The sequence below is a fragment of the Delftia sp. genome, assembly GCF_059499305.1.
Genome location: NZ_JCABYI010000009.1, coordinates 130227 through 152385, shown reverse-complemented (window position 1 = coordinate 152385; position 22159 = coordinate 130227). Strand labels below are relative to the sequence as shown.

The 22159-nt window shown below is 64.3% G+C and carries 28 protein-coding genes; 5 read left to right on the top strand and 23 right to left on the bottom strand.

What is annotated here, in order from left to right; all coding sequences use genetic code 11:
• Positions 1-95: 95 nt before the first annotated feature.
• The 4 genes from AC5I49_RS07045 to murI all read left to right on the top strand — a co-directional run bounded on the left by AC5I49_RS07045 (position 96) and on the right by murI (position 3915).
• Positions 96-1649: a fumarate hydratase gene (locus tag AC5I49_RS07045; RefSeq protein WP_013803260.1), complete on the top strand. Its 1554-nt coding sequence runs from the start codon at positions 96-98 to the stop codon at positions 1647-1649.
• A 100-nt stretch (positions 1650-1749) separates the two neighbouring features.
• Positions 1750-2382, top strand: coding sequence for a class I SAM-dependent methyltransferase (locus AC5I49_RS07040; RefSeq protein WP_209802889.1), 633 nt, complete (start codon positions 1750-1752; stop codon positions 2380-2382).
• The gene (locus AC5I49_RS07035) at positions 2379-2966 is read left to right on the top strand and encodes a GNAT family N-acetyltransferase (protein WP_209802888.1); all 588 of its coding nucleotides are present in this window, start codon (positions 2379-2381) and stop codon (positions 2964-2966) included. The genes AC5I49_RS07040 and AC5I49_RS07035 overlap by 4 nt, the downstream gene beginning before the upstream one ends.
• 58 nt (positions 2967-3024) lie before the next feature.
• Positions 3025-3915: a glutamate racemase gene (gene murI, locus AC5I49_RS07030; protein ID WP_016445161.1), complete on the top strand. Its 891-nt coding sequence runs from the start codon at positions 3025-3027 to the stop codon at positions 3913-3915.
• Between the two features lies 1 nt (position 3916).
• On the opposite strand, the gene AC5I49_RS07025 is transcribed toward murI, so the two are convergent.
• From AC5I49_RS07025 to AC5I49_RS06960, 14 genes are all read right to left on the bottom strand, one after another.
• Entirely contained in the window at positions 3917-4528 is a 612-nt protein-coding gene (locus tag AC5I49_RS07025) for a M48 metallopeptidase family protein (protein WP_279492868.1), read from the bottom strand.
• A 32-nt stretch (positions 4529-4560) separates the two neighbouring features.
• Positions 4561-5187 carry a DUF6806 family protein gene (locus tag AC5I49_RS07020; RefSeq protein WP_013803265.1) on the bottom strand — a complete coding sequence of 209 codons (627 nt, stop codon included), beginning with the start codon at positions 5185-5187 and terminating at the stop codon, positions 4561-4563.
• A gap of 602 nt (positions 5188-5789) precedes the next feature.
• Entirely contained in the window at positions 5790-6113 is a 324-nt protein-coding gene (locus tag AC5I49_RS07015) for a hypothetical protein (RefSeq protein WP_495789101.1), read from the bottom strand.
• Positions 6114-6226: 113 nt separating this feature from the next.
• A complete protein-coding gene (locus tag AC5I49_RS07010; protein WP_495789100.1) occupies positions 6227-6532 on the bottom strand; it encodes a hypothetical protein in 306 nt (101 codons plus the stop codon).
• A 32-nt stretch (positions 6533-6564) separates the two neighbouring features.
• Positions 6565-6933, bottom strand: a complete 369-nt coding sequence (locus AC5I49_RS07005; RefSeq protein ID WP_495789099.1) for a hypothetical protein — start codon at positions 6931-6933, stop codon at positions 6565-6567.
• Positions 6930-7412 (bottom strand): glycoside hydrolase family 108 protein, encoded by a 483-nt coding sequence (locus tag AC5I49_RS07000; RefSeq protein ID WP_495789098.1) that lies wholly within the window; start codon positions 7410-7412, stop codon positions 6930-6932. The genes AC5I49_RS07005 and AC5I49_RS07000 overlap by 4 nt, the downstream gene beginning before the upstream one ends.
• Complete coding sequence (locus AC5I49_RS06995; protein ID WP_495789097.1) at positions 7402-7707, bottom strand: hypothetical protein; 306 nt, start codon at positions 7705-7707, stop codon at positions 7402-7404. Before AC5I49_RS06995 ends, AC5I49_RS07000 begins: the two co-directional genes overlap by 11 nt.
• The gene (locus AC5I49_RS06990) at positions 7704-8102 is read right to left on the bottom strand and encodes a hypothetical protein (protein ID WP_428141570.1); all 399 of its coding nucleotides are present in this window, start codon (positions 8100-8102) and stop codon (positions 7704-7706) included. The genes AC5I49_RS06995 and AC5I49_RS06990 overlap by 4 nt, the downstream gene beginning before the upstream one ends.
• Before the next feature lie 67 nt (positions 8103-8169).
• Positions 8170-8484: a hypothetical protein gene (locus AC5I49_RS06985; protein ID WP_495789096.1), complete on the bottom strand. Its 315-nt coding sequence runs from the start codon at positions 8482-8484 to the stop codon at positions 8170-8172.
• The gene (locus AC5I49_RS06980; RefSeq protein ID WP_495789095.1) at positions 8481-9104 is read right to left on the bottom strand and encodes a hypothetical protein; all 624 of its coding nucleotides are present in this window, start codon (positions 9102-9104) and stop codon (positions 8481-8483) included. Before AC5I49_RS06980 ends, AC5I49_RS06985 begins: the two co-directional genes overlap by 4 nt.
• On the bottom strand, positions 9101-10120 hold the full coding sequence (locus tag AC5I49_RS06975) for a hypothetical protein (protein ID WP_495789094.1): 1020 nt from the start codon (positions 10118-10120) through the stop codon (positions 9101-9103). The genes AC5I49_RS06980 and AC5I49_RS06975 overlap by 4 nt, the downstream gene beginning before the upstream one ends.
• Positions 10117-11034 carry a carbohydrate-binding protein gene (locus tag AC5I49_RS06970; RefSeq protein ID WP_495789093.1) on the bottom strand — a complete coding sequence of 306 codons (918 nt, stop codon included), beginning with the start codon at positions 11032-11034 and terminating at the stop codon, positions 10117-10119. Before AC5I49_RS06970 ends, AC5I49_RS06975 begins: the two co-directional genes overlap by 4 nt.
• Entirely contained in the window at positions 11031-15815 is a 4785-nt protein-coding gene (locus tag AC5I49_RS06965) for a phage tail length tape measure family protein (protein ID WP_495789092.1), read from the bottom strand. The genes AC5I49_RS06970 and AC5I49_RS06965 overlap by 4 nt, the downstream gene beginning before the upstream one ends.
• Positions 15816-16279: 464 nt before the next feature.
• On the bottom strand, positions 16280-16810 hold the full coding sequence (locus tag AC5I49_RS06960; RefSeq protein ID WP_495789091.1) for a hypothetical protein: 531 nt from the start codon (positions 16808-16810) through the stop codon (positions 16280-16282).
• Positions 16811-16927: 117 nt separating this feature from the next.
• Between AC5I49_RS06960 and AC5I49_RS06955 the strand changes: the two genes are divergently transcribed.
• The gene (locus AC5I49_RS06955) at positions 16928-17236 is read left to right on the top strand and encodes a hypothetical protein (RefSeq protein WP_495789090.1); all 309 of its coding nucleotides are present in this window, start codon (positions 16928-16930) and stop codon (positions 17234-17236) included.
• Here AC5I49_RS06955 and AC5I49_RS06950 read toward each other — a convergent pair whose 3' ends face one another.
• The 9 genes from AC5I49_RS06950 to AC5I49_RS06910 all read right to left on the bottom strand — a co-directional run bounded on the left by AC5I49_RS06950 (position 17237) and on the right by AC5I49_RS06910 (position 22157).
• Positions 17237-17560, bottom strand: coding sequence for a hypothetical protein (locus AC5I49_RS06950; RefSeq protein ID WP_495789089.1), 324 nt, complete (start codon positions 17558-17560; stop codon positions 17237-17239).
• Positions 17561-17631: 71 nt separating this feature from the next.
• Entirely contained in the window at positions 17632-17922 is a 291-nt protein-coding gene (locus tag AC5I49_RS06945; protein WP_495789173.1) for a phage tail assembly chaperone, read from the bottom strand.
• Positions 17923-17957: 35 nt separating this feature from the next.
• Positions 17958-18386 (bottom strand): phage-derived protein YdaY family protein, encoded by a 429-nt coding sequence (locus AC5I49_RS06940; protein ID WP_047472550.1) that lies wholly within the window; start codon positions 18384-18386, stop codon positions 17958-17960.
• Positions 18387-18531: 145 nt separating this feature from the next.
• The gene (locus tag AC5I49_RS06935) at positions 18532-19086 is read right to left on the bottom strand and encodes an HNH endonuclease (protein WP_495789088.1); all 555 of its coding nucleotides are present in this window, start codon (positions 19084-19086) and stop codon (positions 18532-18534) included.
• Positions 19087-19184: 98 nt separating this feature from the next.
• The gene (locus AC5I49_RS06930; protein WP_495789087.1) at positions 19185-19904 is read right to left on the bottom strand and encodes a hypothetical protein; all 720 of its coding nucleotides are present in this window, start codon (positions 19902-19904) and stop codon (positions 19185-19187) included.
• A gap of 104 nt (positions 19905-20008) precedes the next feature.
• On the bottom strand, positions 20009-20212 hold the full coding sequence (locus AC5I49_RS06925; RefSeq protein ID WP_495789086.1) for a hypothetical protein: 204 nt from the start codon (positions 20210-20212) through the stop codon (positions 20009-20011).
• A gap of 12 nt (positions 20213-20224) precedes the next feature.
• Entirely contained in the window at positions 20225-20650 is a 426-nt protein-coding gene (locus AC5I49_RS06920) for a DUF4128 domain-containing protein (RefSeq protein ID WP_495789085.1), read from the bottom strand.
• Positions 20647-21096, bottom strand: a complete 450-nt coding sequence (locus AC5I49_RS06915) for a hypothetical protein (protein ID WP_495789084.1) — start codon at positions 21094-21096, stop codon at positions 20647-20649. The genes AC5I49_RS06920 and AC5I49_RS06915 overlap by 4 nt, the downstream gene beginning before the upstream one ends.
• Entirely contained in the window at positions 21096-22157 is a 1062-nt protein-coding gene (locus tag AC5I49_RS06910; protein WP_495789083.1) for a hypothetical protein, read from the bottom strand. The genes AC5I49_RS06915 and AC5I49_RS06910 overlap by 1 nt, the downstream gene beginning before the upstream one ends.
• Positions 22158-22159 lie beyond the last annotated feature (2 nt).

The following is a 22159-nucleotide window of genomic DNA, read 5'->3' as shown; positions in this document are numbered from 1 at the left end:
CTGCACCCCTTGCGTGCACTTTCCGCCGCGCAGCGCCGATAATCGCCCCCGGGATTCCCCTCCCCTGTTCCCCCGATCAAAAAGACACCCCACCGATGACCACCACGATCCGCCAGCAGGACCTGATCGATTCGATCGCAGGCGCCCTGCAGTACATCAGCTACTACCACCCCGCCGACTACATCGCCCACCTGGCCCGCGCCTACGAGCGCGAGCAGAGCCCGGCGGCCAAGGACGCGATGGCCCAGATCCTGACCAACTCCAAGATGTCGGCCACCGGCCACCGCCCGATCTGCCAGGACACCGGCATCGTCAACGTGTTCCTGAAGGTGGGCATGGACGTGCGCTGGGAAGGCTTCACGGGCGGCCTGGAAGACGCCATCAACGAAGGCGTGCGCCGCGGCTACAACCACCCCGACAACACGCTGCGTGCCTCGGTCGTGGCCGATCCGCTGTTCGCGCGCAAGAACACCAAGGACAACACGCCTGCCGTCATCAACGTGCAGATCGTGCCCGGCGACAAGCTGGACGTGACCGTGGCCGCCAAGGGCGGCGGCTCGGAGAACAAGTCCAAGATGATCATGATGAACCCCAGCGACAACCTGGTGGACTGGGTTCTCAAGACCGTTCCGACCATGGGCGCGGGCTGGTGCCCGCCGGGCATGCTGGGCATCGGCATCGGCGGCACCGCCGAGAAGGCCGTGCTGCTGGCCAAGGAAAGCCTGATGGAAGACCTGGACATGTACGAGCTGCAGGCCAAGGCCGCGCGCGGCGAGAAGCTCGACCAGGTCGAGGAACTGCGCCTGGAGCTGTACGAGAAGGTCAACGCCCTGGGCATTGGCGCGCAAGGCCTGGGCGGCCTGGCAACCGTGCTGGACATCAAGATCAAGATGTACCCCACGCATGCGGCCTCCAAGCCCGTGGCCATGATCCCCAACTGCGCGGCCACGCGCCACGCGCACTTCGTGATGGACGGCTCCGGCGCGGTCTACATGGACGCCCCCTCGCTGGACCTGTGGCCCAAGATCGACTGGGAGCCCGACTACAACAAGTCGCGCCGCGTGGACCTCAACGCCCTGACCAAGGAAGAAGTGGCCAGCTGGAAGCCCGGCGACACACTGCTGCTCAACGGCAAGATGCTCACGGGCCGCGATGCCGCCCACAAGCGCATCCAGGACATGCTGGCCAAGGGCGAGAAGCTGCCCGTGGACTTCACCAACCGCGTGATCTACTACGTCGGCCCGGTGGACCCGGTCAAGGACGAAGCCGTGGGCCCCGCAGGCCCGACCACGGCCACCCGCATGGACAAGTTCACCGACATGATGCTGGAGCAGACCGGCCTGATCGCCATGATCGGCAAGGCCGAGCGCGGCCCGGTGGCCATCGAGTCCATCAAGAACCACAAGTCGGCCTACCTGATGGCCGTGGGCGGCGCCGCCTACCTGGTGTCCAAGGCCATCAAGAACGCCAAGGTCGTGGGCTTCGAGGACCTGGGCATGGAAGCCATCTACGAATTCGACGTGGTGGACATGCCCGTGACCGTGGCCGTGGATGCCGGCGGCACCAGCGCCCACATCACCGGCCCTGCCGAATGGCAAAAGCGCATCGCATCCGGCGAGTTCAAGACCATTGAGATTGCCTCGGCCTGAGGCCGGCGCCAAGCGCAAAGAGGCCGCCTTCGGGCGGTCTTTTCATTGGCGCGGGCATTTGTGACAGACTGCCCGCTGCCTGCAACACTGCCCATTCAACATGACCATCGCGCTCGTCCTCATCGCCCTGCTGGCCGCGACCAGCCTGGCGTGGCGCCTGTCCTCCCGCCGCCATGTCCTGCCCTGCCCGTCCTGGCTGCGCTGGATGGTCGAGCTCGACAATCCCTTCGCGGCCAGCAACAAGGCCGCCTTCATCGTCGGGCAACTGCAGATCCAGCCAGGCATGAAAGTGCTGGACGCGGGCTGCGGCCCGGGCCGCGTCACCCTGCCGTTGGCACGTGCCATCGGTGCGCAGGGACAGGTGCTGGCCGTGGACCTGCAGCCGGCCATGCTCGAACAGGTGGCGGCCAAGGCGTGCGCGCAGGGGCTGGAGAATGTGCGCACCCAGGCGGCGGCGCTGGGCCAGGGGCAGCTGGCAGCCGAGCAGCACGACCGCGCCGTGATGGCCGCCGTGCTGGGAGAGATCCCGGACCGCCAGGCCGCGCTGGCCGACGTGTTCCAGAGCCTGCGCCCCGGCGGCCTGCTGGCCGTGGCCGAGCTGGTCTTCGACCCGCATTTCCAGCGCCGCACCAGCGTGGAAAAGCTGGCAGGCAAGGCAGGCTTCATCCCCCACTCCTTCCACGGCCATGCAGCCGCGTATCTGCTGGTACTGCAGCGCCCTCTCCAACCATGACCACCACACATTCCCCTGTAGCGACCCTGCGGACACCGCGCCTGATACTGCGCCAGTGGCAGGCCGGCGACCGGCAGCCCTTTGCCGCGCTGAATGCCGACCCACAGGTCATGGAGCACTTTCCGGCACTGCTCAGCCGTGAACAAAGCGATGCCATGGCAGACAGGATCCAGGCACTGATCGAGGAACGCGGCTGGGGCTTCTGGGCGGCAGAGCACCTTGCCAGTGGCGAGTTCATGGGCTTCATCGGGCTGCACACTCCCGCCGCGTCTTTGCCGTTCTCGCCCTGCGTGGAAATCGGCTGGCGGCTCGCCCGGCCTTTCTGGGGCCAGGGCCTGGCCAGCGAAGGCGCGCGGGCGGCGCTGGAGTACGGCTTCGGCGCGTTGCATCTGGAGTCCATCGTCTCGTTCACCGCGCTGTCCAACCTGCGTTCGCAGGCCGTGATGCAGCGCCTGGGCATGGAGCGCGACGCCCATGACTTCGACCATCCGGAGGTGCCGGCAGGCCATGCGCTGCGCAGGCATTGCCTGTACCGCCTGACACATGCCCAATGGCTGCAGCAGCAAGCCATGGCCCGAGCATGAACGCGCCCGAGCGGGCATACTGGGCGCCGCCTCCAAAAGCCTTTATCCGCATCTCCACATGACCTCCCCGGCCTCTCCCATCGGCGTCTTCGACAGCGGCATCGGCGGCCTCAGCGTGCTGCAGGCGCTGCGCCATGAGCTGCCGCATGAGCGCTTCATCTACCTGGCCGACAGCGGCTATGCACCGTATGGCGATGCACGCGGCGACGCCTTCGTGCAGCAGCGCACGCGCACCATTGCGCGCCACCTGTGCGAGCAGCACCAGATCAAGGTACTGGTGATCGCCTGCAATACGGCCACGGCCGCTGCCGTGGACATGCTGCGCGCTGAAATGCCCGAACTGCCCCTGATCGGTGTGGAGCCCGCCATCAAGCCCGCTTCGCTATCGAGCCAGACCGGCCACGTGGGCGTGATGGCCACGCGCGGCACGGTGAGTAGTGCGCGCTTTGCCCGGTTGGTGGCCGACCATGGCCAGCGCGTGCAATTCCATGTCCAGCCCTGCGACGGACTGGCCAAGGCCATCGAGGAAAGCACGGAGCAGCCCGTTCCCGCCGACCCCATGGCCACCGAGGTCGCGCGCCTGTGCGCCAGGTATGTGAATGCCCTGGGCAGCTTCGGACAGAAGACGGGCGAGATGGATTCCCTGGTGCTGGGCTGCACCCACTACATATTCGCCCGCGAGCAGTTGCGCACGCTGCTGGGGCCGGACATCCAGTTCATCGACACCGGTGCCCCGGTGGCCCGCCAGACGCGGCGCGTGCTGGACCGCCTGGGCACCCTGGCCAGCGAAACAGGACCCTTGCCCGCGGCGGAGGGCCAGGTCCGGTTGATGACCACGGGATCGCTGCAGGCCCTGCAGTCCGCCGCATCGCGCTGGCTGGATCTGCCCGCGCAATGCTGCTCGTCCGTTCAGGTCGGCGAATCCAGCGCCATCCCCACGGCCGCTTGAATCACGGCTGCGCCTGCCACAGGCGCCGGCCCGAGTGGTCCATCCAGCTCAGGTACAGCCGCAGCTCGAACTCCAGCTGGTGGTATTCGGGCTCCATGTGGGTGCACAACTGGTAGAAGGCCTTGTCGTGATCGGGCTCGCGCAGATGGGCCAGCTCGTGGACGACGATCATGCGCAAGAAAGCCTCGGGCGCCTGCTTGAACAGTGCGCCGATGCGGATCTCATGCCGGGCATTGAGGCGGCTTCCCTGCACCACTGTGCGGCGCGTGTGCAGCCCCAGGGCGTTGTGGACCACATGGATGCGGCCGTCGTAGGCCACCTTGTTCAGCGTGCCGGCGTTGCGCAGGTGCCGGCCCTTGAGGGCATCCACGTAGTCATAGAGGCTCTTGTCCGTGCGCACGGCATGGGCCTCGGGATGCTTGCGCAGCAGCCAGGCCTCGGCCTTGTCATCGGCCAGCCAGCCACGCACCTGTGACTGCAGCGCGGCCGGGTAGGCGGACAGGTAGGGAAGCGGCAGCGCGCCACCGGCCACCTCGCGCCGCTGCTCGCGCTGGCGGCGCACGGTCTCGGTGACTGCTCCGGAATACTTGGGCGTGCTGGCCTGTGCCGCCATGGCTGTACGCTGCGCGGGGCAGCGCCTTGCGCTCAATGCAGGTGGCGGGGGCGGCGGTTGCCGCCGTGGCCCGAACCCGATCCACCCATGCCGCGCGGCGGCTTGCCGATCTCCAGCGAGCTGACCAGGGCGTCGAAGCGCTGGGAGAACAGCTTGTCGATCTCCTGCACCACGCCACCCAGCTCGGAGCCGTCGAAATGGCGCTCCATCAGGTTGACCACGTCCTGCACCAGCAGGTCGCGCTGCACCTGCATGATGGCCGCGGGCGTCGGGCCCACGAAGAGCATGACGAAGTCGTCGCGCGACTCGGCCTCTTCGGACTCCTCTTCCTCGTCGAACTCGGTGTCGTAGAAGGTCACCTCGATGGCAGCGCCCTGCTCGGCCAGCTCGTTGATGCCCATGCACATGTCGTCCAGCGACTGGCGGAAGTCCTCATCGCCGCGCACCGTCCAGCACACCTGGAGCAGGCGCTCCTTGGTATCGAACTGGATGCCGGGCTCTTCTTCGTAGACGCTGCCAGCGCCATCGGCCAGGGAGCGGGCACCCGCATACTTCCACAGCGGGCCCAGCGCTTCCTGCAACTGCTCGTAGGTCGTGTCGGGGCGCAGCAGCACCTGGCCGTGCACGTGGATTTCAAATGGAGCGTTGTAATTCGACATGTTCTCGTCTGGGATGAGTTTGGCCACACCTGTCACGCCGCACCATGTGCCACGATCAATGTCAACGGAACGCATGCAGGCATCGCCATCACTGTCTGCCCGAGCCGCGCCATCCAGGCAAGCAGCCCGGGGCCTGATGAAGGGATTCTCGCACGTAATGCAGCCGGCAAGGACTTGGCGGCGCATGGCCACAATGCGGTGCTGCAAGAGCACGAAGCCAGCAACATGCACTGCGCAGCACCGCGAAACATTGCGCAACCGCAGCATTCGCCTCAACGCAAAATTGCTACAAAGATTGCAGCATCAGAACGTTGCTGCACATAGCTCATGGTGCCCCGAGCCGGGATCGCAAACCCAGCATTGGCGCCATTTTTTGCTGAAATTGGGGGGTTATTGCTGGGATGAAGCTGGCTCCGGAGATGAGCCGGCCGGCTCCAGACCGGCATCAATGGCCGCACACGCCAGAGCCAGCCAGCGCGGAAGCGCCCCCTCGCGCTTGAGGTACTCGGCGAACGTAGTGCGGCCCATGCCGAGGGCCTCAGCCGCAGTGTTGTATGTGTAGCCGTGGCGGGCCTGCCAGGCGCGAAGGTCGCTCGCTGTCATCACAAGACCTCGCGGATGTACTCTGCCGGGATCTCGCTGCGGACCATGGGATGGTCAAACTCCAGGCGGTCGCGCTCGACCTCGATGAGGTCTTCCGCCATGGCCTCGTCGCTGATCTCGTAAATCTTCCCGCCGTGCTGCTCTACGTGCTCGCGGGCGTCATCGAGGCTGTCATAGCAGTGCACGTAGTGAGCGTGATACTGAGCCAGCTCGCCGGCTTCGGGCCAGCGGCTTGCGTACATCTCATAGGCCTCGTCGCCGTGCAGCGCGAACAGGGAGAGGATGGCTCCTTGGTGTTCTTGCGGTGCAACGTGGTAGATCATTCTGGGCCCCTGGTTGTGGCGCTCAACGTGTCGCCATGGGTGTTAATGTAGTACGGAATCCGTACTGCGTCAACACCTTTTTCAGCGCGCAACCTTTGGCCAGGCATCCCGCATCAACGCGGCGTCAGCGGCGTTGTGCAGCTCAACAACGCGGCCAGCAGCCGCACCTCGTAGCCTTCGCGGCGGTCGATCTCGGCCAGGGCTGCGCGCAGCAGCTCGAATGGGTCAGCATCGTCGGCCAGGGTTTCCGTGGGCATGGCGGGCCTGTCCGGAATGGGCTCGCGGCACTCCACGGGCACGGGCACCTTGACCTCCTGGATCTCGACCCTGGGCACGGAGCTGCAGCCGACCAGGGCCAGCACAGCCAGCAGCAGCGGACCTTGCAAAATCCGCGATTTGTCAACCAGCCGATCTTGCATTTTTCCCGATCTGTCAACCAGGGCAGTCCGCGTCATGGCTTTGCCCTCCCCTTGAGCCACTGCGCGCCCAGGGCCTGCAGGCTCGCGCAGCTGTCTCCGGGCGCGGCCGGCGCCGTGGCCAGGGTGTAGTCGGCGCGGGCATTGAGCGCCTGGGCTTGGCCAGCGGCGACAGCACGGGCCGGCGCTGCCTCGGCTGCACGCTGAGCAGCCACCGTGCCCAAGGCCTCGGTGGCATCGCTGCAGGCCTGAGCGCCCTTGAGCGCGCCGTCGCGCTGTTCCTGCATGCTCACCAGCTCAGCGGCAGCCGTGGTTGCATCGTCTCGGGCAGACAGCCAGGCCCAGCCCAGCAGCAGGTTTCCGGCTGCGAGCGCGGCCACGATGGCGTGCGTGGGCGCGATCATGCTGCGGCCCCCAGAAGGTTTTTGCCAATCCTCCGCGCCCAACCCTTGCCGAAGCTGCCCCAGGTGGGGCGGTCGGCCATGAAGAGCAGCCGGTGGCCGTTGTAGCGGGCAGCCAGAGCCGGCCCAGCAGCTGCAGCAGCCGACATGGTCTTGGGGCCGAGGATGCCATCATCCACCGTGCCAGCCGCGCGCTGCAGCCACTTGATGGACTGCGCGGGCCCGCTGTTGACGGCGCCATCGAACACGTCGAAGCGCACCACCTCGGGCAGCTCGTCGGCTCGCACGGGCGTCCAGTACAGGCGCCGATAGATGCTCTTTGCGCGGTCGCGCGGCAGGTCCCGCATCTCGCCCAAGTAGCCGTCGGCGCGGGCAACGCGGGCCGTGACGCCCCACATGGTCTCGCCGCCCGGGTCCGCTGAGTTGTTGCTGTAGCCGCCCTCATGGCCCAGCAGGCGGTCGAATGCCTGGTCAAAGTTCATGGTCGTCTTGCCTCCGCATGGGGTGCGCAGCCGAGTGCCAGCGCGCCACGTTGATGAGCAGGCCCGCGAGCACGCAGGCGCTGAAAATGGTGTCGCCCACGGTGGTCCATGTGCCCCACAGGGCCGGCTGCATGCCCGAGGCCAGAGCGCCTGCCAGCAGCAGCGCATACCTGGCGCGGGCCAGCTTGTGTACGCGCGCAACGTGGGAGTTGAGCCGGCAGATGCAGGCCCAGCCGATGGCCAGGCAAATACCCAGGTTGAGCATCGCAAGCAGCTGATGGGATTGCCATGTCATGGAGTGCCCCCTTCCCCGCCGCCGCCCGCTTTTCGCTCCAGCACGCGGCCGGCGCGCTCGAAGACCCAGCGGCCGAGCCGCGGCCAGTCGTCGCCCACGCCGCCCACGACGAGCGCAATGGGCGCCAACATCCAGTTGGTCTCATCCATTCCCATCCAGCGCCCCGCGAGGGTGGCCAGGCCGGCAGTGATGAGCAGGGCCGTGGCATTGAGCCGTGCGAAGTAGCCCACGGCGCCGAGCCGCGAGCTGGGATCGCGCCGGCCCAGTGCCCACGCGGCGCCCACGGTCGATGCAATGACGATCACTGCATACGGACCGATGTAGCCCGCCATCGCAGGCCCGAAGAGCACGGACGCGATTGCCACAGCTGCAGCTGTTGGTTCAAGTTGATTCATCGGCCCTCCTCCGGGCATGAAAAAGCCGCCTCGCGGGCGGCTGTCGTGGGGTGGTCAATCGGGACGGTCAGAGCGTCACAGCAAGCGCGAAGGCCGCATCGAGCGATTCCGGTGTGCCGCCGAGCTGGGCCCACAGAGCTGACAGGAACGGGTTTTGCCGCTCCCAGGTGTCGGCCTCGTACTCGATCTGAGCTGCGCGCTTGTCCGCGTCGTCGGGCATGGCCGCAATGGCAGCCTCGGCGCTGTCGAGCAAGCCCAGCATGAGCAGCGCGAGACGGCCCTGGCGGCGCGAGCACGAGTGCGGCACAAGCTCGACGCGAAGGGCATCCGGCCAGCGGGTCACTGCCAGGCCGTCAATGATTTCAGTGATCATTTCGCTCATGACAGCCCCCTCAGTCGGTATGCCCAGAAATCCGTTGACGCTGTCGTGGCAATTGCCGGGGTGATGTACACCGACAAGGACCGCCGGAATTCCAGAGGATAGGAATCCTCCCACGTATAGACACCCTCGACTGCTGACGAGTTCATCGTTGTGCGGCCGAGAATCGCAAAGCCTTGACTAGTCGCTAAAGTAAGCGACTGGTCCAGTAGAACACGGCCATCTGCAATAACCTCCCAACGGGTCGTGCGGTTCGATCCTGAAGTCTGTGCTGCTCCAAGAAACGTAAGGCTTCCACGTCCAGTCGCGCTGACCAGCAAAGTCCGCGCCCCTGCAGAGATTACTGGACTCACTTTGGTAGCGCCATATGTTGCAAATTGAGAGTTTGTTGCGAAATTGCCTGCGGGCGGCGCGAGCGACGGGATACGCCGGTAGCTGGCAGCAACATAGTTTGTGATGTCGTCTGCGGGGTCAGTTGTGCCGGCACCATCTGCCGCTATCCGCGTATACAGCTCGCCATCAGCAGGAGAGCGCACGGTGTCCCATTTCAGGACCGTGCGGCCGCTGAACCAGATGGGAATGCTGCCGCCGCCCTGGCCCAGCAATTCAGGAAGTGTCGTCATACAAGCCCTCGTGTCGAATCTTGATAGGTGAGAACGCCGGTGCTGCCAAATACCGCAGTCAGCAATTGCGTGCCAATGGTGCGGCCACGCAGTTTCGTGGTGCCCCAGGCCTGGGTGTATTGGGCACCGTCGCCAATGGCTTCGATAATCCCGATCTTGTCGCCAGCTGTCCAGGACGTGGGCAGCGTGAGCGTGATGCCTGCGGCGGCAACGATGTAGGCGACGCCAGCGACGCACGTCGTGTTTGCAGTGACAACCTGGCGCGTCAGTCCCGAGGCAGCACCAGGTGCAGCAACGCCGATCACCCAGTCCGCCTTTGCGCTCGCCCCCGAGAACACGTCCACCCCGATGACCATGGCGCCCGTGGTCGAGTTGTAGCTCTGGATGTAGCCGCTCATCGACGTTGCAGGATCGCTGGTGGAGGTGGCCACCACATACATGCCCACGACAAACGAGCGGTTCGCTTCAATCGTGAAGCTCTTCGCGCCGGCGCCAGGCGTCACGCTTGTGGTGCTAGACCCTTTGATCTGCTCGGATGCGAAGACGGCGGCCTGGTCGCGGAAGTCCTCAGCTGCATCGCGCGCAGCCTCCGAGGCGTTCTTCGCCAAGACCGAATCATCACGCGCCGATTCAGACCCGCTGCGCGCTGTCTCTGCACCTGTGCGCGCAGTGCTGGCAAGTCCCGCCTGGGTTGTTGCCGTGCTTGCCGCGCCTGTCGCAATCCCGGCCTGAGTTGTGGCAGTGCTGGCTGCAGCGTTGGCCGTGTTGCGGTAGCCCATGGCCAGGTCAGCCTCAACTGCGGCCGCATCCGCCGAGGCATCCGCCGCCACGGCCCGTTCATTGGCAGCAACGGCGTTCTGGTAAACCTTGGCATTTTCAGCGTTGATCTGCGGCACCATGGTCACCTGGGCCGCCACGGTCGCAAATGCCTTTTCGCTGAATACGGCTGGCGTATCGGTTGGCGCAGGTGCTGGCGGCAATTCCGTGATGAGTGTTGGGTTGACGGGTTCCGTCATGTCAGGCCCTCCAGTTCCAGTTCAGAGTCCGCATAGTCGTAATAGGACAGGATGATTTCGAAGTTTTTGTAGAAGCCATAGATCACCGTGGACTCGAATCGGTCAGACCCAATCCAAAGGCATGGCGTGGCGCGCACAGAGGCGCAGAAGGAATTGAACGAATCCACTTCACTGGATTGAAGAAGCAACTGGAATGCAGCCCTCTTGGCGTAGTTCCGCTCCACAAGCACAACGTCGCCGAATTCAGTCCGCTCCTTGCGCGAGTAGTCCTGAATCCCCAGGCGCGCGCCGGACCGAACACCCAGCGCGAACGCGCGGGTCTGCCCCATCAAGATCACGCCGACTGCAAGATCCGCAGTGCCAGATACGTCGATGAGGATGTCGGCCATCGGGAAGCTGGGTAGGTCCTGCAGCAGCGCTTGCGTGGGCGTTGTGCGCACCCCGAAATACCACTGCCACCAGTCTGCGGCGGCGGGCACGGGCGCCATCGACGTGGTTTCGTCGTACACCTCGCCGAAGGTCGGATCGATCACACGCACGCGGATGCTTGTGGCGCCCGCGACGTTGAGCAGACCGAGCGATGTGATCGCCTGGCCCGGCTTGATCCGGTAGCTGATGTTGTTGGCCTGTTTGACCTGGCTCGACACGGACTTGTCGAACGGCTTCCAGCGGTTGGTCGGCCCGACCTCGACCCACTTGGGCTCGGCGGACGGCGTCGCGGGGTTGTTGCCCGTGTTGCTGTCCGCCGTGCTCTCGTAGACCTTATGCTGGGCTGCGAGGATCACCCGCTGGCCCTTCGTGTAGGTCGTCCCGGCCGCCCACTCTGGATAGTCGTTCTCCGGCACATCGGTGCTCACCAGCATGGCTGGCGTTACCGTCAGTGGCGCGACGACCGTGAGCTGCGAAATGCTCATGCAGTTGCCTCCTCTCGTTCATGTGGCAGACCGTCGCCATCCCAGCGCTGCAGCAGCCGCGCAATCTGTGCGTTCAGGCGCACGATCTCGCCTGCTTGCTGCCTGCGCTCCTCGCGGCTCTGGACCGCTTCGGATAGCAGCTGCTGGACCAGCCCCTCCAGATTCCCGCCCCCCATCGACCCACCGGCCCAAGGGTTGAAGGCCTTGGGCACAATGGCCTCGCCCTCATGGATCTGGGCCAGCATGTCCTTGGGCACGTAGTTGGTGCCGATGTCATAGGACGGCATGCGCTGGTTTGCCAGCCACGCCTCCCAGTCGGCTTGCCGAAGACCGGACAGCTCGGCCAGGTCCTGCGGCGTGGCGTTGACACGCAGCGCCCAGGCATACAGGCCGGCAGCATCCCCCGAGCCATCGAACGAGTGATACCCGTCCTTCAGGCTGTTCAGCCGATCCACGCGATCCTTCGCAGTCACGGACGCGTAATACGCAGAGCCGTCCGGGTTCGTGTAGACATGCTTGTAGGGGGAGTCGCCTCCGTCGCTGTGCAGGTTGCTGCCAGAGCCCGGTGTGACATCCGATCCCAGGCCGCCACCCTTCCCAGGCTTCGAGCCAGTTCCGGCCGGCTGCTCTGGGAACATCAAGGCCTTCAAGGCTTGGATGGCCTGTTCAACGCTGAGCGTGGCGTCGATCTGGGCCTTGTTGTCGTCCAGTAGGTCGCGCCAGTAGCTGAGCGTCTTGTCCAGCTTCTGGAGTTGCTCTTGCGAGTTCTTCAGCTGCCGCTCTTCGACGCTGAGCTGGGTGTCGCCGTAGCCGGAGATCTGCTTGAGCTGGTTGGCCAGCACCAAGGCATCCCGGTCGCGCTCAAACTGCGATGCGTAGCGGCCCGATGTGATGCCGCCGCGCGCCGCGCTGATCGCGTCGGTGAGCCCGTCGTAGCTGGAGAGCTTGGCCCCACCGCGCAGGCCGGCAATGGCCCGCTCGATGTACAGCATGCCCTGCACCGCCTGCATCTGGCCCGCAGACTCGATGCTGCCGAACAGCTCCTTGGCGGCTTGCTTCAGCGGCGTCAGGATGCCCGTGATCGCCTGCACGGACTCCTGAGCGTTGGACGCCACGGCTTGCCAGTACTGCTGCTCGCGCGCGATGGCCGCTTCGAAGTTGGCCATGGCCAAGTCCTTGGCCTTCTGCTGCGCCTCTTCCAGCGCGCGCGCGGCCTCCTCGGCAGCTGTCTTCGCGGCGTCAGCAGCCACCTCGGCCGACTTCTGCGCCGCGTCGGCCGCCACGCCGAACAGCTGCGCCAGGGCCAGCAGCTTGGCCGCCAGCTCGTTGTCGCCAGACGCCAAAGCGTCCTCGATCAGCTTCCTGAAGGCCTTCTTCGCGGCCTCGCCACCTGCAGGATCGATGTCGATGCCCAGCTTTTTGAGCTGGTCGCGCACCTGGCGCTGCAAGATCTCGGCCCTTTCCTGCTCGCTGTAGAAGCCGGCATAGAAGGCGTTGACGTTGTTGGCCAGCGCCTCGATGCCGTTGCTGAACTTGAGCAGTTCGGTCTGAGCCTTGGCGGTCAGGTTCGCGAACCCGATCACCGTGTCCGCCCAGCCCTTGAACGCGGCATCGATGACGGCGATCTTCTGGATCGCGGCGTTGAGGCCCTCGATGGTCACGTTGTCGCCCAGAGCATCAAGCTCCTCGCGCATCCAGCCCGGTATATCCCCCCTCTTGATCTCGTTGACGAGCTCACCACCCATGTCGGCGACAAACTGCGCCCAGGCCTTCTCCGGGTCCCTGTCCATGTCCCGGTTTTTGTACTTTTTCAGCACTTCGCCCGTGACTTTGTCCAGGATCTGGAAGTAGCCATACACGCCTTCATCCGCATACTTGGGGTTCGTCGAAAACCCGGCCGCGATGTCGATCTCTCGCGCGCCACCCCCGCCGATCTTGGCCAGGGCCTTGTACATCTCCAGCATGCCGTTGACGGTCTTTTGCAGCTGCTTGTCGATTGCCTCGTTCTTGCGTGTGGTGAAGTCGCCGAGAGTGTTGCCCCAGGCGTCCGTGCCCAGCACCTGCATCACTGCAAGGTCGCGGTCGGTGGTCGCAGTCGATGCGACGCCGCCCGAGTGGTTCGGGCCGCGGCTGCCGAACCAGTCGCCGGACAGGATCTTGAGCACGGCCAGGCCGGCGCCCAGGTATGGCAACGCACCGCCCAGCATGCCCAGCGCCGACGAGCCGCCGGCCAGGATGCCGGCCGCGCCCGCGCCGCCCAGGCTGGAGCCAGTCAGCGTGGCCATGATGCCGGCGCCGATGGAACTGCCAACCGTGGTCAGCGACATGCCGCCGAACAGCAGGTTGCTGACCAGCCCCGAGGCACCACTGCCCAGAAGGCTCGTCGCGGCCGCGCCGCCGGCACCGCCGCCGCCGATGAGCCCGCCCACCACGGCCTGGACGACCGGCTGCAGCACCAGCGTGGCAAACAGCCGCTTCAGGTACACGGCCGCGTCGGTGCCCCCGGCCATAATGTAGTCACTGAGCGTGCGACTGATGGTCTGGGAGACCTTTTCCCAGTCCTGGGCCATCTGCTTCGCGGCCCGGGTGTTGCTTTCGCGGATGCCCTTCTGCTGCATCAGTTCAGCCAGCTCACGCCGCGCGTTGATCTCCTTCTGGAGCGACAGCAGCGTCTGTCCATCAGCCTGCTGGTTCAGCGCCTGCTGGTAGGCGTCCTCCGCGCGCGCCAGCGCGATCTGAGCGATGGCCTCCGCATGGGTGATCCCAGCGGCAGCAGCCACTTTGTGCGCCTCTTCCTCGTCCTTGGCCTTCTGGACCGACTCCATCACCTGAGCGACGCTTCGCTCACGCTGGCTGGCCAGCTTCTCCTGAGCCTTCCCTTCCTCTTCCCACGCCTTCACCCGGGCCTTGGTAGTGGCAGCCTCCTCTTTTGCCAATGCGATGGCGAAAGGCTGCTTCTTGATGAGGTCCTCGACATACTTCACGTACTGGGCCTGCGTCAGGAAGCCCTTGGCGAACTCCTTTTGCCCACGCGCCAGCTCGTCGTAGTAGGTGCTGGAAAGACCGGCAAGCTCGGCGTACACCTTGGCTTGGTCGGAGAGCTCCTTTTTCGCTTCGCGGGCGGCAGCAGCACTGCCCTTGTTGGCCTTGTTGTGCTCTTCGGTCACCCACGCCAACACGGTTTTGATGTCCGCATCGCTCTTGCCGGCTTCAATTGCTTCGTTGCGCGCCTTGGTGAGCTTTTCCTCGAGCGAAATTTCCTTCTTCAGCGCCTCTGCGTAATCCTTGTCGAATGCAATGCGGGCGTTCATCCGGCGCGCGGCTTCCTCCGATGCCACGGCTGCAATCTTCTCGGCATCAGCCTTCTCCAGGAGAGCCCATTCCTCGGCGCGCAGAGCGTCAATTCGCTCCTTGATCTTCTTCACATAGGCCGCATTGCTACGCCCGGTCGCGGCGCCGCCATCGGTCTGGCCAAAGCCAGACTCGGATTGCGCCAGGAGCGCTGACAGCTCCTTTTGCACTGCGCCAAGCTGCTGATTGATGCTCGAGGCGCGGCCCACGTTGAGCATTGCATCCCATGCGTCGGCGGCTGCACCCTTGATGGAAATCCAGCCGCGCTCGATATAGCCCAGGGACTCCTTGATGGTCTTGCCTCGGTCGCGCATGGAGCTGTCCAGCGCATCCATGGCAACGCGAGATGCGTCAGCCTTCTTCCCTTGGTCCTCCAGGGCCTTGATCTGCTCGTAAACGCTCACCGTGAGGAAATTGGCCCCCTCGTTGAGCTTCAGCACGGCAGCGAGCGGGTCTTTCTGCAAAGCCGAGAACTGCTCTGCCGTCTTCCCCACTGCTTGGCTGGTGACCTTCTCCCACTCGATCGCAGTCTGGGTGTATCGGCGCAGCTCGTCGCCCCCACGCACACCGGCCGCCACAAAATCTGCCAGGCCAGATGCCGCCTGGGCCTGAGTGCCCACAACAGCGTCAATCTCGCGGGCATAGTCGCGCAGCTGGCTTGTCGTCACCCCGGAGGCATTCCCGGTGAGCACGATGGCCCGGACAAACTCATCCGCTTCTTGGGAACCTTGGTAATACGCCGCACCCAGAGCTGCTGCTGCAGCGGCGGCCACCGTGAATGGGTTCACCAGGCCCAGCACATACCCGCCAAGGGCCTTCGCCGCGGGTGCGGCCCCGCCGAACATGTCCTTCAGCTGGCCGCCCTGCTGGAGGAAGACGGTCATCGGGGCTTGACCGCCCTGGAGGGACACGAAGATGTCGGTGAACTGAGCCGGGACGCCGCGCAACGCAGCCTCTGTGGCCTTTGCGGACATACCGATCTTGCCGAGACCCTGAGACGCAGCCTCCTGCGCGGCCTCAGCGCTCTTGAGCTGCTCTGCATACGCCATGACACCGCCGCCAGGGCTCACCGGCCGGCCCAGCACCTCGTAGAACTTGGAGGCCGACTTCTCTGCGGACTCAGCTGCGGCCGCAGTCTTGTTGATGTTGCCGACGATGGATTTGGAGGCGCTGTCCACCTTCTGCGCAGCGGCCTGCCCGCCGTCTCCAATGGCAGCCACGCCATCCCCAACCTTCTTCACCGCCTGCTCGGCGCCGGCGCCGGATTGGCCGAGTTTTTCCAGCGTTTTCTGGGTCTTCGCTGCGGTCTTCTCCATCCCCTCCAGGGACTTTTCAGCCTTTGCGCCTTGGGCAGTCAGGTTCTCAAGGGACTTGGCCGCGCCGTCCACGCCGTCAGCGTCTACCCGCAAGCCCAATGCTGCTATTTCCATTGTGCGACCCCAATAAAAAAGGCCCGCCGATGGCGAGCCAATGAAAAAGCCCCGGGGTATCCGGGGCCTTATGGTGAATAACTTTTACTTAACCGATGAAATTTTCTTGTGACAGTATTCTCTGTAATTTATCCAGTCAATACGACTATCCTCATCAGAGATAACATGCGAATCACCTTCGGTGTAATAAAATGATTTATACCCAACATAGGCTCCGTAGGAATTCTTCGCGTTAACTTCGCCGCACAGGAATCGCTGTTCACTGTTGTATCTCTGATATATACCTAGGTCACGGAATTTTGCCGAATCGGGGTCTTTGAACGAATCAGAGACTACGCGCTTAGCGTCAGCCACAAACTTGGCGTCCTTTCCCTTCTGCGCGAACGCGGGGAAAGCGAATGCCAAAATTGCCAGTGTCGCTACAGCAAGCTTCAGTGCTCGAGCGCCAAAATATGATCGAATAGTCATAGCGGCATGAACTCCACTTCCTTTAGCGACACTCCGTCAAAATAGCACTTTGCCACCCTTATTGCATTGGCGCCGTTCTCATCAGCATGGCGGAATGCGAGAGTGACCACAGTTCTACCAACAACCGCACGTTGGACGGTGGCTTCGGAAAAGTGACAGGGAAACATGAGTCTGCCCTTCACCGCCTCCATTGAAATCTCGAACATCTGCTGATCACTCAACCATGTGGACTTCGAGTTCTGGGAAACCACTTTTCTCTTGTTGACGATGTCGTCTTCAGTAATGTAGAAGCGGTTGCCGTTGGCGCAGTCGGCATAGAAGACAACGCTGTTTGGGGCAGAGCTTCGATCTTCACTCAACGCCAAGACATCCAACCTGTCGCACCCAGGAGACGAGGCCACAACCTCAGCCGCCGGCTGCATCAGTGCGTTGATTCGATCGATGCCGTCCTTGCCCCACGCGGCATAGGTTTTCGGCCAAGAATGCTGCGTGATCGGCATGACAGCATCATCAGAAATCTCACCCATACGCCCTCCAGGCAATTAAATGGCGCTGATCGTAGCGCATCAGTGCCCAGCGGGCCCGGTTGCCCTCCTGGCCTACGATGGGAGCTTCCACACAACCCATCGCCAGGAGGGCGAACCATGAGCTTCCAGTCACTGGATGAGGCGTACCACGCCTACAAAGATCTTGCCAAGGATAGAGATGTGATCCTGTCCATGCTCAGAGCGCATCACTACGTGCTCTCTTCACTAATTTCAACACACCCCGACCACGCCCAATTTCAGCTTCATCTTGCGAGCATTGAGGCTCGTCTTGATGCGGAGAAGGTTTATGGACCAATGTCAGAACTGGAGCGGCAGGTTTTCGATATGTCGCTGCAAGCAGCTCAGGGAATCGAGCCATTGCAAGGACGCATTGAGCCGCTTTCCCATCTAAGAAAGCGTCCATAGTCACACCTCACCTCTACGGCTCGGCAAGCCTTCGCTGTCCCAGCGCTGCAGCAGCCGCGCGATCTGGGTGTTGAGCCGCACGATCTCTCGGCTCGCGGCCAGCATCTCTGTCCAGGGATTGAATGTGGGCGGCACGATGGCCTCTACGGAGTGCACCCTGGCGAGCATGTCGCATGCGGGGCAGCCTTTACGGTTGCATGCACATGTGGATGCGGCGCGCGCCACACCAGCCGAAGCAATGGCCGCAGTGGTGCTTGCGGCAGCGTTTCCTGCTTGAGCCTGAGCTTGTGCCGCGTTCATCGCGGCCTTTCCTTGGGATTCCATGCTGACTCCAGAAATGTGGCGGCCCGCGCGCGACGGACCAGGTGAAGAAGCGCCGGCGCCGGCCGGCCGGTTCACCCCTTGCGCATCATTTCCCGGCTGAAGGTCTTCTCCTTGCCGGTGACGTGCGAGAGGTAGGCGTTGTCCATGGCGCGGACGATGGGCTTGAAGAACTGCTCCTGCAGGCCCAGCGCCTCGCCGGCGGCGCGGATGGCTGAGATCGGGATCGGCCCTGGGCCCATGCCGACACCGCGCTCAGTGGACAGCTCCCAGAACGCGCGCCAGATCGGCCACTCCACGTCGGTCAGCTCTGGCGGGATGAGCGTCTTGGGGATCTCCTGCCCGAAGCGGACGTAGGCCGCGATGGTCTCGGCCGCGTCGGGGTTTTCAAGTGCCCACTTCAGGCGGGCGACGAGTTTTTTCCCGCCTCCTCCACGAAGGCGTTGGCGTCGGCATCGACCATCTGGGCCGCGCGCAGCACGATGGAGGCGAACTTCTCGCCGTTGCGCGAGGTGATCCACTTTGTCGCCAGAGCCTGGTCATAGGCGACGGGCTGGCCGGCATCCTCGATGCCTTCCCAGTCCTTCAGCACCTGCTCGGCCAGGATCTCGTTCATGGTCTTGGCCAGCTGCTCAGCTTCCAGGGGCTTGCCCTTGTTCTTGGCGCGCAGGGCGGCCTGCTTGGCAGTGATCGCCTTCTGCACGTCGGGCGAGGTCAGGCCGCGCACCTTCAGGGCCAGGCCGGGCATGCCGCCGATGTCGCGCACCCAGGCGCCGTTGTCCAGTGCTGCCAGACCTTCGTCGGTCACGATGAGGCTATTGATGTCCATTTTGCGAATTCCTCGGTTCGATGGTTCAGGCGGGGCCGGCGGGTGAACCACTCCCCCCGGCCCCTGGCCCCTTTCGGGGTTTCGGGCAAAGAAAAAGCCGCAGGAGGGAAACCCAGCCTGCGGCTTTGCTTGATTCAGTTGAGCGCTATTGCGTCTTGGCGAACTCGCCGTGGTGCTTCTGTGCGGCCGAGCAATATGCAGCGTGGGCCTCCTCGGGCGTGTCGAATAGTCCCAGGTATGTTGACTTGCTTCCGCCGATGCTTATGCTCGCCATCCATTTTTTGGACCGAAGGTGGAAGCAGACTCCTTTGAAGCCGCTCGCGTTGTCCTTGCGCTTCCCCGTGTTCCGGTTGTTCTGCTGCTGCGTGGCTGCACGCAGGTTGACGAGCCGGTTATCTGCCTTGTCGCCATTGATGTGATCGATATGCGCGTCCGGCCACAGGCCGTGAACAGTTGCCCATACGACGCGGTGAGCGTAGTACACGCGGTTGAACACGCGCCCTCTGAGGTAGCCAGATGGGTGCAATTCGATCAGCGCCTCGCGCCCTGCATAACGTGTGTTCCAAGAGCCTTGGTGCCTTGGGGATGGGAACATGCTCAGAGGCCGTTCCTTCCAGAACAGTTTGCCGGTGTCAGGCTCGTAGCGGAGCAGCTCTCGCAGTTGCTCGGGCGTGGGGAGGCTTAAAATGCGCGCAGCCATGCTTTCATTTCCTCTAAAAATGATGGTTTGGTCAGAGCCCGCATCGGATGCCAGTCCTTTGCGGGCTCGCCCATTTTAGGCAGCGCTATACCCTGGGTCTAGATCTCGAGAATATTCGAGTCAACCGCGATCGACCACGTGCGCAGGTGCACCGCAGTCGCAGCGCCGCCAGACCGCGCTCCGGGCAGTGCCAGCCCGAAAAACAGGTCCGTCATGCCGGCCGGCGGGGCAGTCGCTGTGTCCACGCCAGTGCCTGCCGCCGTCGTGGCGATTGCGGCACCGTCTGGGGTTGCGGCCACGCTGAACGCATTGGCAGTCAGGCCGGCAGCAACCACGTAGTACACGGTGTCTGCCGTCAGTCCGGTCGGAAGCGCACCGCCCTCGTTCGTGAAGACCACCGGCTGGCCTGCTGCCAAGCCATGACCGTTCCAGGTCACCACGCCAGGCGAGGCCACGCTGATGGTCACGACAGAGCTGGGCTGGCAGTCTGCGCCCCACTCGATCTTCCATTGGTACGGCCGGCACTCGTCAATGGCCTGCTTGAACTTGATCTGGCCCGGATCCGTGGCCATGGGCACGAACTGCGATTCCATCGTGCCGGCGTTCAGCGTGGTCTTGATCTTGCGGGTGCGCCGCTCATTGATCAGGTCCTGCTCGGCCACGTTCTGGGTGTCGCCGATGCTGCCGGCGTTCGCCCAGCCGCCGATCTCCGTCCAGGTCGCTCCTTGGAAGTCGGCCGCAGTGACTGCGCCCTTGGCGGTGACGGGACCGCCGATGAAGATCTTCGAACCCGCAATGGGGTAGAGTCCACCGCTCATAGTGTTTGCTCCTACGCAAAAAAGCCGCACAGGGGCGGCGAAACGAAAAACCCGGCGCTGGGCCGGGTCGGTTGAAAAAACGATGCTGGCGCCCGCGCGGGGCGCTATTCGGTGGGCGTGGCGCCCTTCATGGCCCGGCGTTCAGTGCGCGGCGCCTGTTGCTCAGCCAGCTCAGCAGAGCCGGTCTTCCCCTTCAGCCCCACCATCTCGGCGGCGCCTTTCACGACGTGGCCCAGGGCCTCGCCCACCTTCGCCCGGTAGAGGGCATCGCGCGCGAGCTGTTGCCGCGCCTTGCAGTCAGGGCACATGGCCACCTCCTTTCATGCAAAACATCGCCAGGGGATGCGAACGGGAACTGTCCAGTACCCCGTGTCCTCGTAGCCCTCCTGGACATGCGGGTACGAGCTGACGGCCACGCACACGGCGCCGTAGCGCATCTGCGTGCCGTCGATGAAGTGTTCAGCGATGCCCGAGGCGATCTGGTCGTAGACCGCCACGTCCTGGCCCAGCGGCTGCACCAGGGTGACCATCAGCGATCCACGGCGCTCGTGCGGCTTGCCATCGGCGAGCAGTTGGCGGGACGGAGCCACCGTGACGCGACCAATGCGCAGGAACGGCAGTAACTGGCTGCCGGTGCTGGGCACCTGGAACGTCTGCCCGGGCCAGGCCCTGGGGTAGGCCAGGGGCAGCGTGTCGATGCGGCTCTTGAGGGCCAGCCAGATGCTTGTTTCAATGCCTGGAGTCATTTCTTTTTGGCCTCCACTTGGGCTTGCGTGTCTTCTGCAGCCAGCTTGACGATGGTGGGCCACATTTCGATGGCGTATTCCACGAAATAGGAGCCCTGCTGGTTGAACACGCGGCCCAGCACGTCGGCGCCGACGAAGCCATAGTTCTGCCGGCGGGCATAGACCGCCTGGTAACCCAGCCAGATGGGCTGACCGAGCTTCAGGGTCGCCACTACCGCGCCGACATCGTTTCCCGGGAATGGTCCTGGCGCTGTCGTCGGCATGGCCTGAGTCGATGCTTGGAGCGAGCGCGCGAGTTCGCCGTCCTGGAACGGGACGCGGCCACCCTGCTCATCCGTGGTCCTCATCTCGTCGGCCAGGAGCTCAATGCTCCTGCGGTACACGGCTTCCGTGCGGGCCTCGGTCTCTTTGGCCCACGCGGTCAGTTGATCTGCGAACGCGCCCATTACTCAAGCCCCGCTGTGTGGTCGACGCGGAACGTCGTGTCGCACCCGCATCTGATGTTGTGCTTTGCGCCGCCCTTCGGGTCGTGGCTGTGTAGCAGCTGCGCGCCATCTGGAAAGACGAAGGGCGTAAACAGGCCGCGCACGGACTTCCCAGACTTCGCCAGGTGGTCGGGCCGGTGGTAGAGCGAAGCACCGCGCCTGTGCTGCCACGTTTTGATCACGTTCGCGGGATCGACAACGCCTGAATCGACCAGCTGCCTCCACTGCTCCATGCGACCACCCATCACTGCGTTGGCGGTCTCCGTGGCTGCCACGGTGTCGGCACGGTCCTTTAGCAAGGCATTGCGGTACTGGCGCTCGCTGATCGCTCGCTCCGCATCTGGCACCGCCGTTCCGGCCTTGTGCGCCTTCAGGATACGCTTCGCTGTCGCCTCGTTGACCTTGTAGCGGACCGACACCGTGCCGTCTGCGTGCTCGATCACCAGGTCGCGGACGCCCTCGGCGGTTCGCATGCCCTCGGTCACGGCCCGCAGGCGCGCGGCGCGCGGACCGTCGAGACCCAGCACACCGCCATCGCGGGCAGTGCCGCCAGTGGCCCGGCCAACCAGGTCCACGGCGATGTTGCGCGGGCCCTGGCCCTGGGCGTAGCCGGCCTCGATGACCGTGCGCGCGACCTGCACCTGCTCATTGCTGAAGCCCACGACGCGGTTGGCCACGTTCTCGCGGATCCACTCCTGGGCGCTGGGATCAGTCATGCGGAACCGCACGCCGATGCCGCCAATACCCTGGGCCTGGATCTGCGCGATAGTGGACGCCGCGGCTTTCGCGTAGACCTCGCTCACCTTTGCGCTGTAGACCGCCCAGGCGGCCGGGTCGATGTGCAGCGCGGCGATGGCCGCAGGCGTGTCCATGTGCTCCAGGGCGTCCAGCAGTGCCGGCCAGTCCACCTGCGATTGCAGGTCAGTCACGCTGGCCATGAACGCACGATGGACCTCTGGGCTCATCTCTTCGATCAGCAGCGCGAACAGGCGCGCCTGGGACATCGTGGGGCGCGTTGCCATGA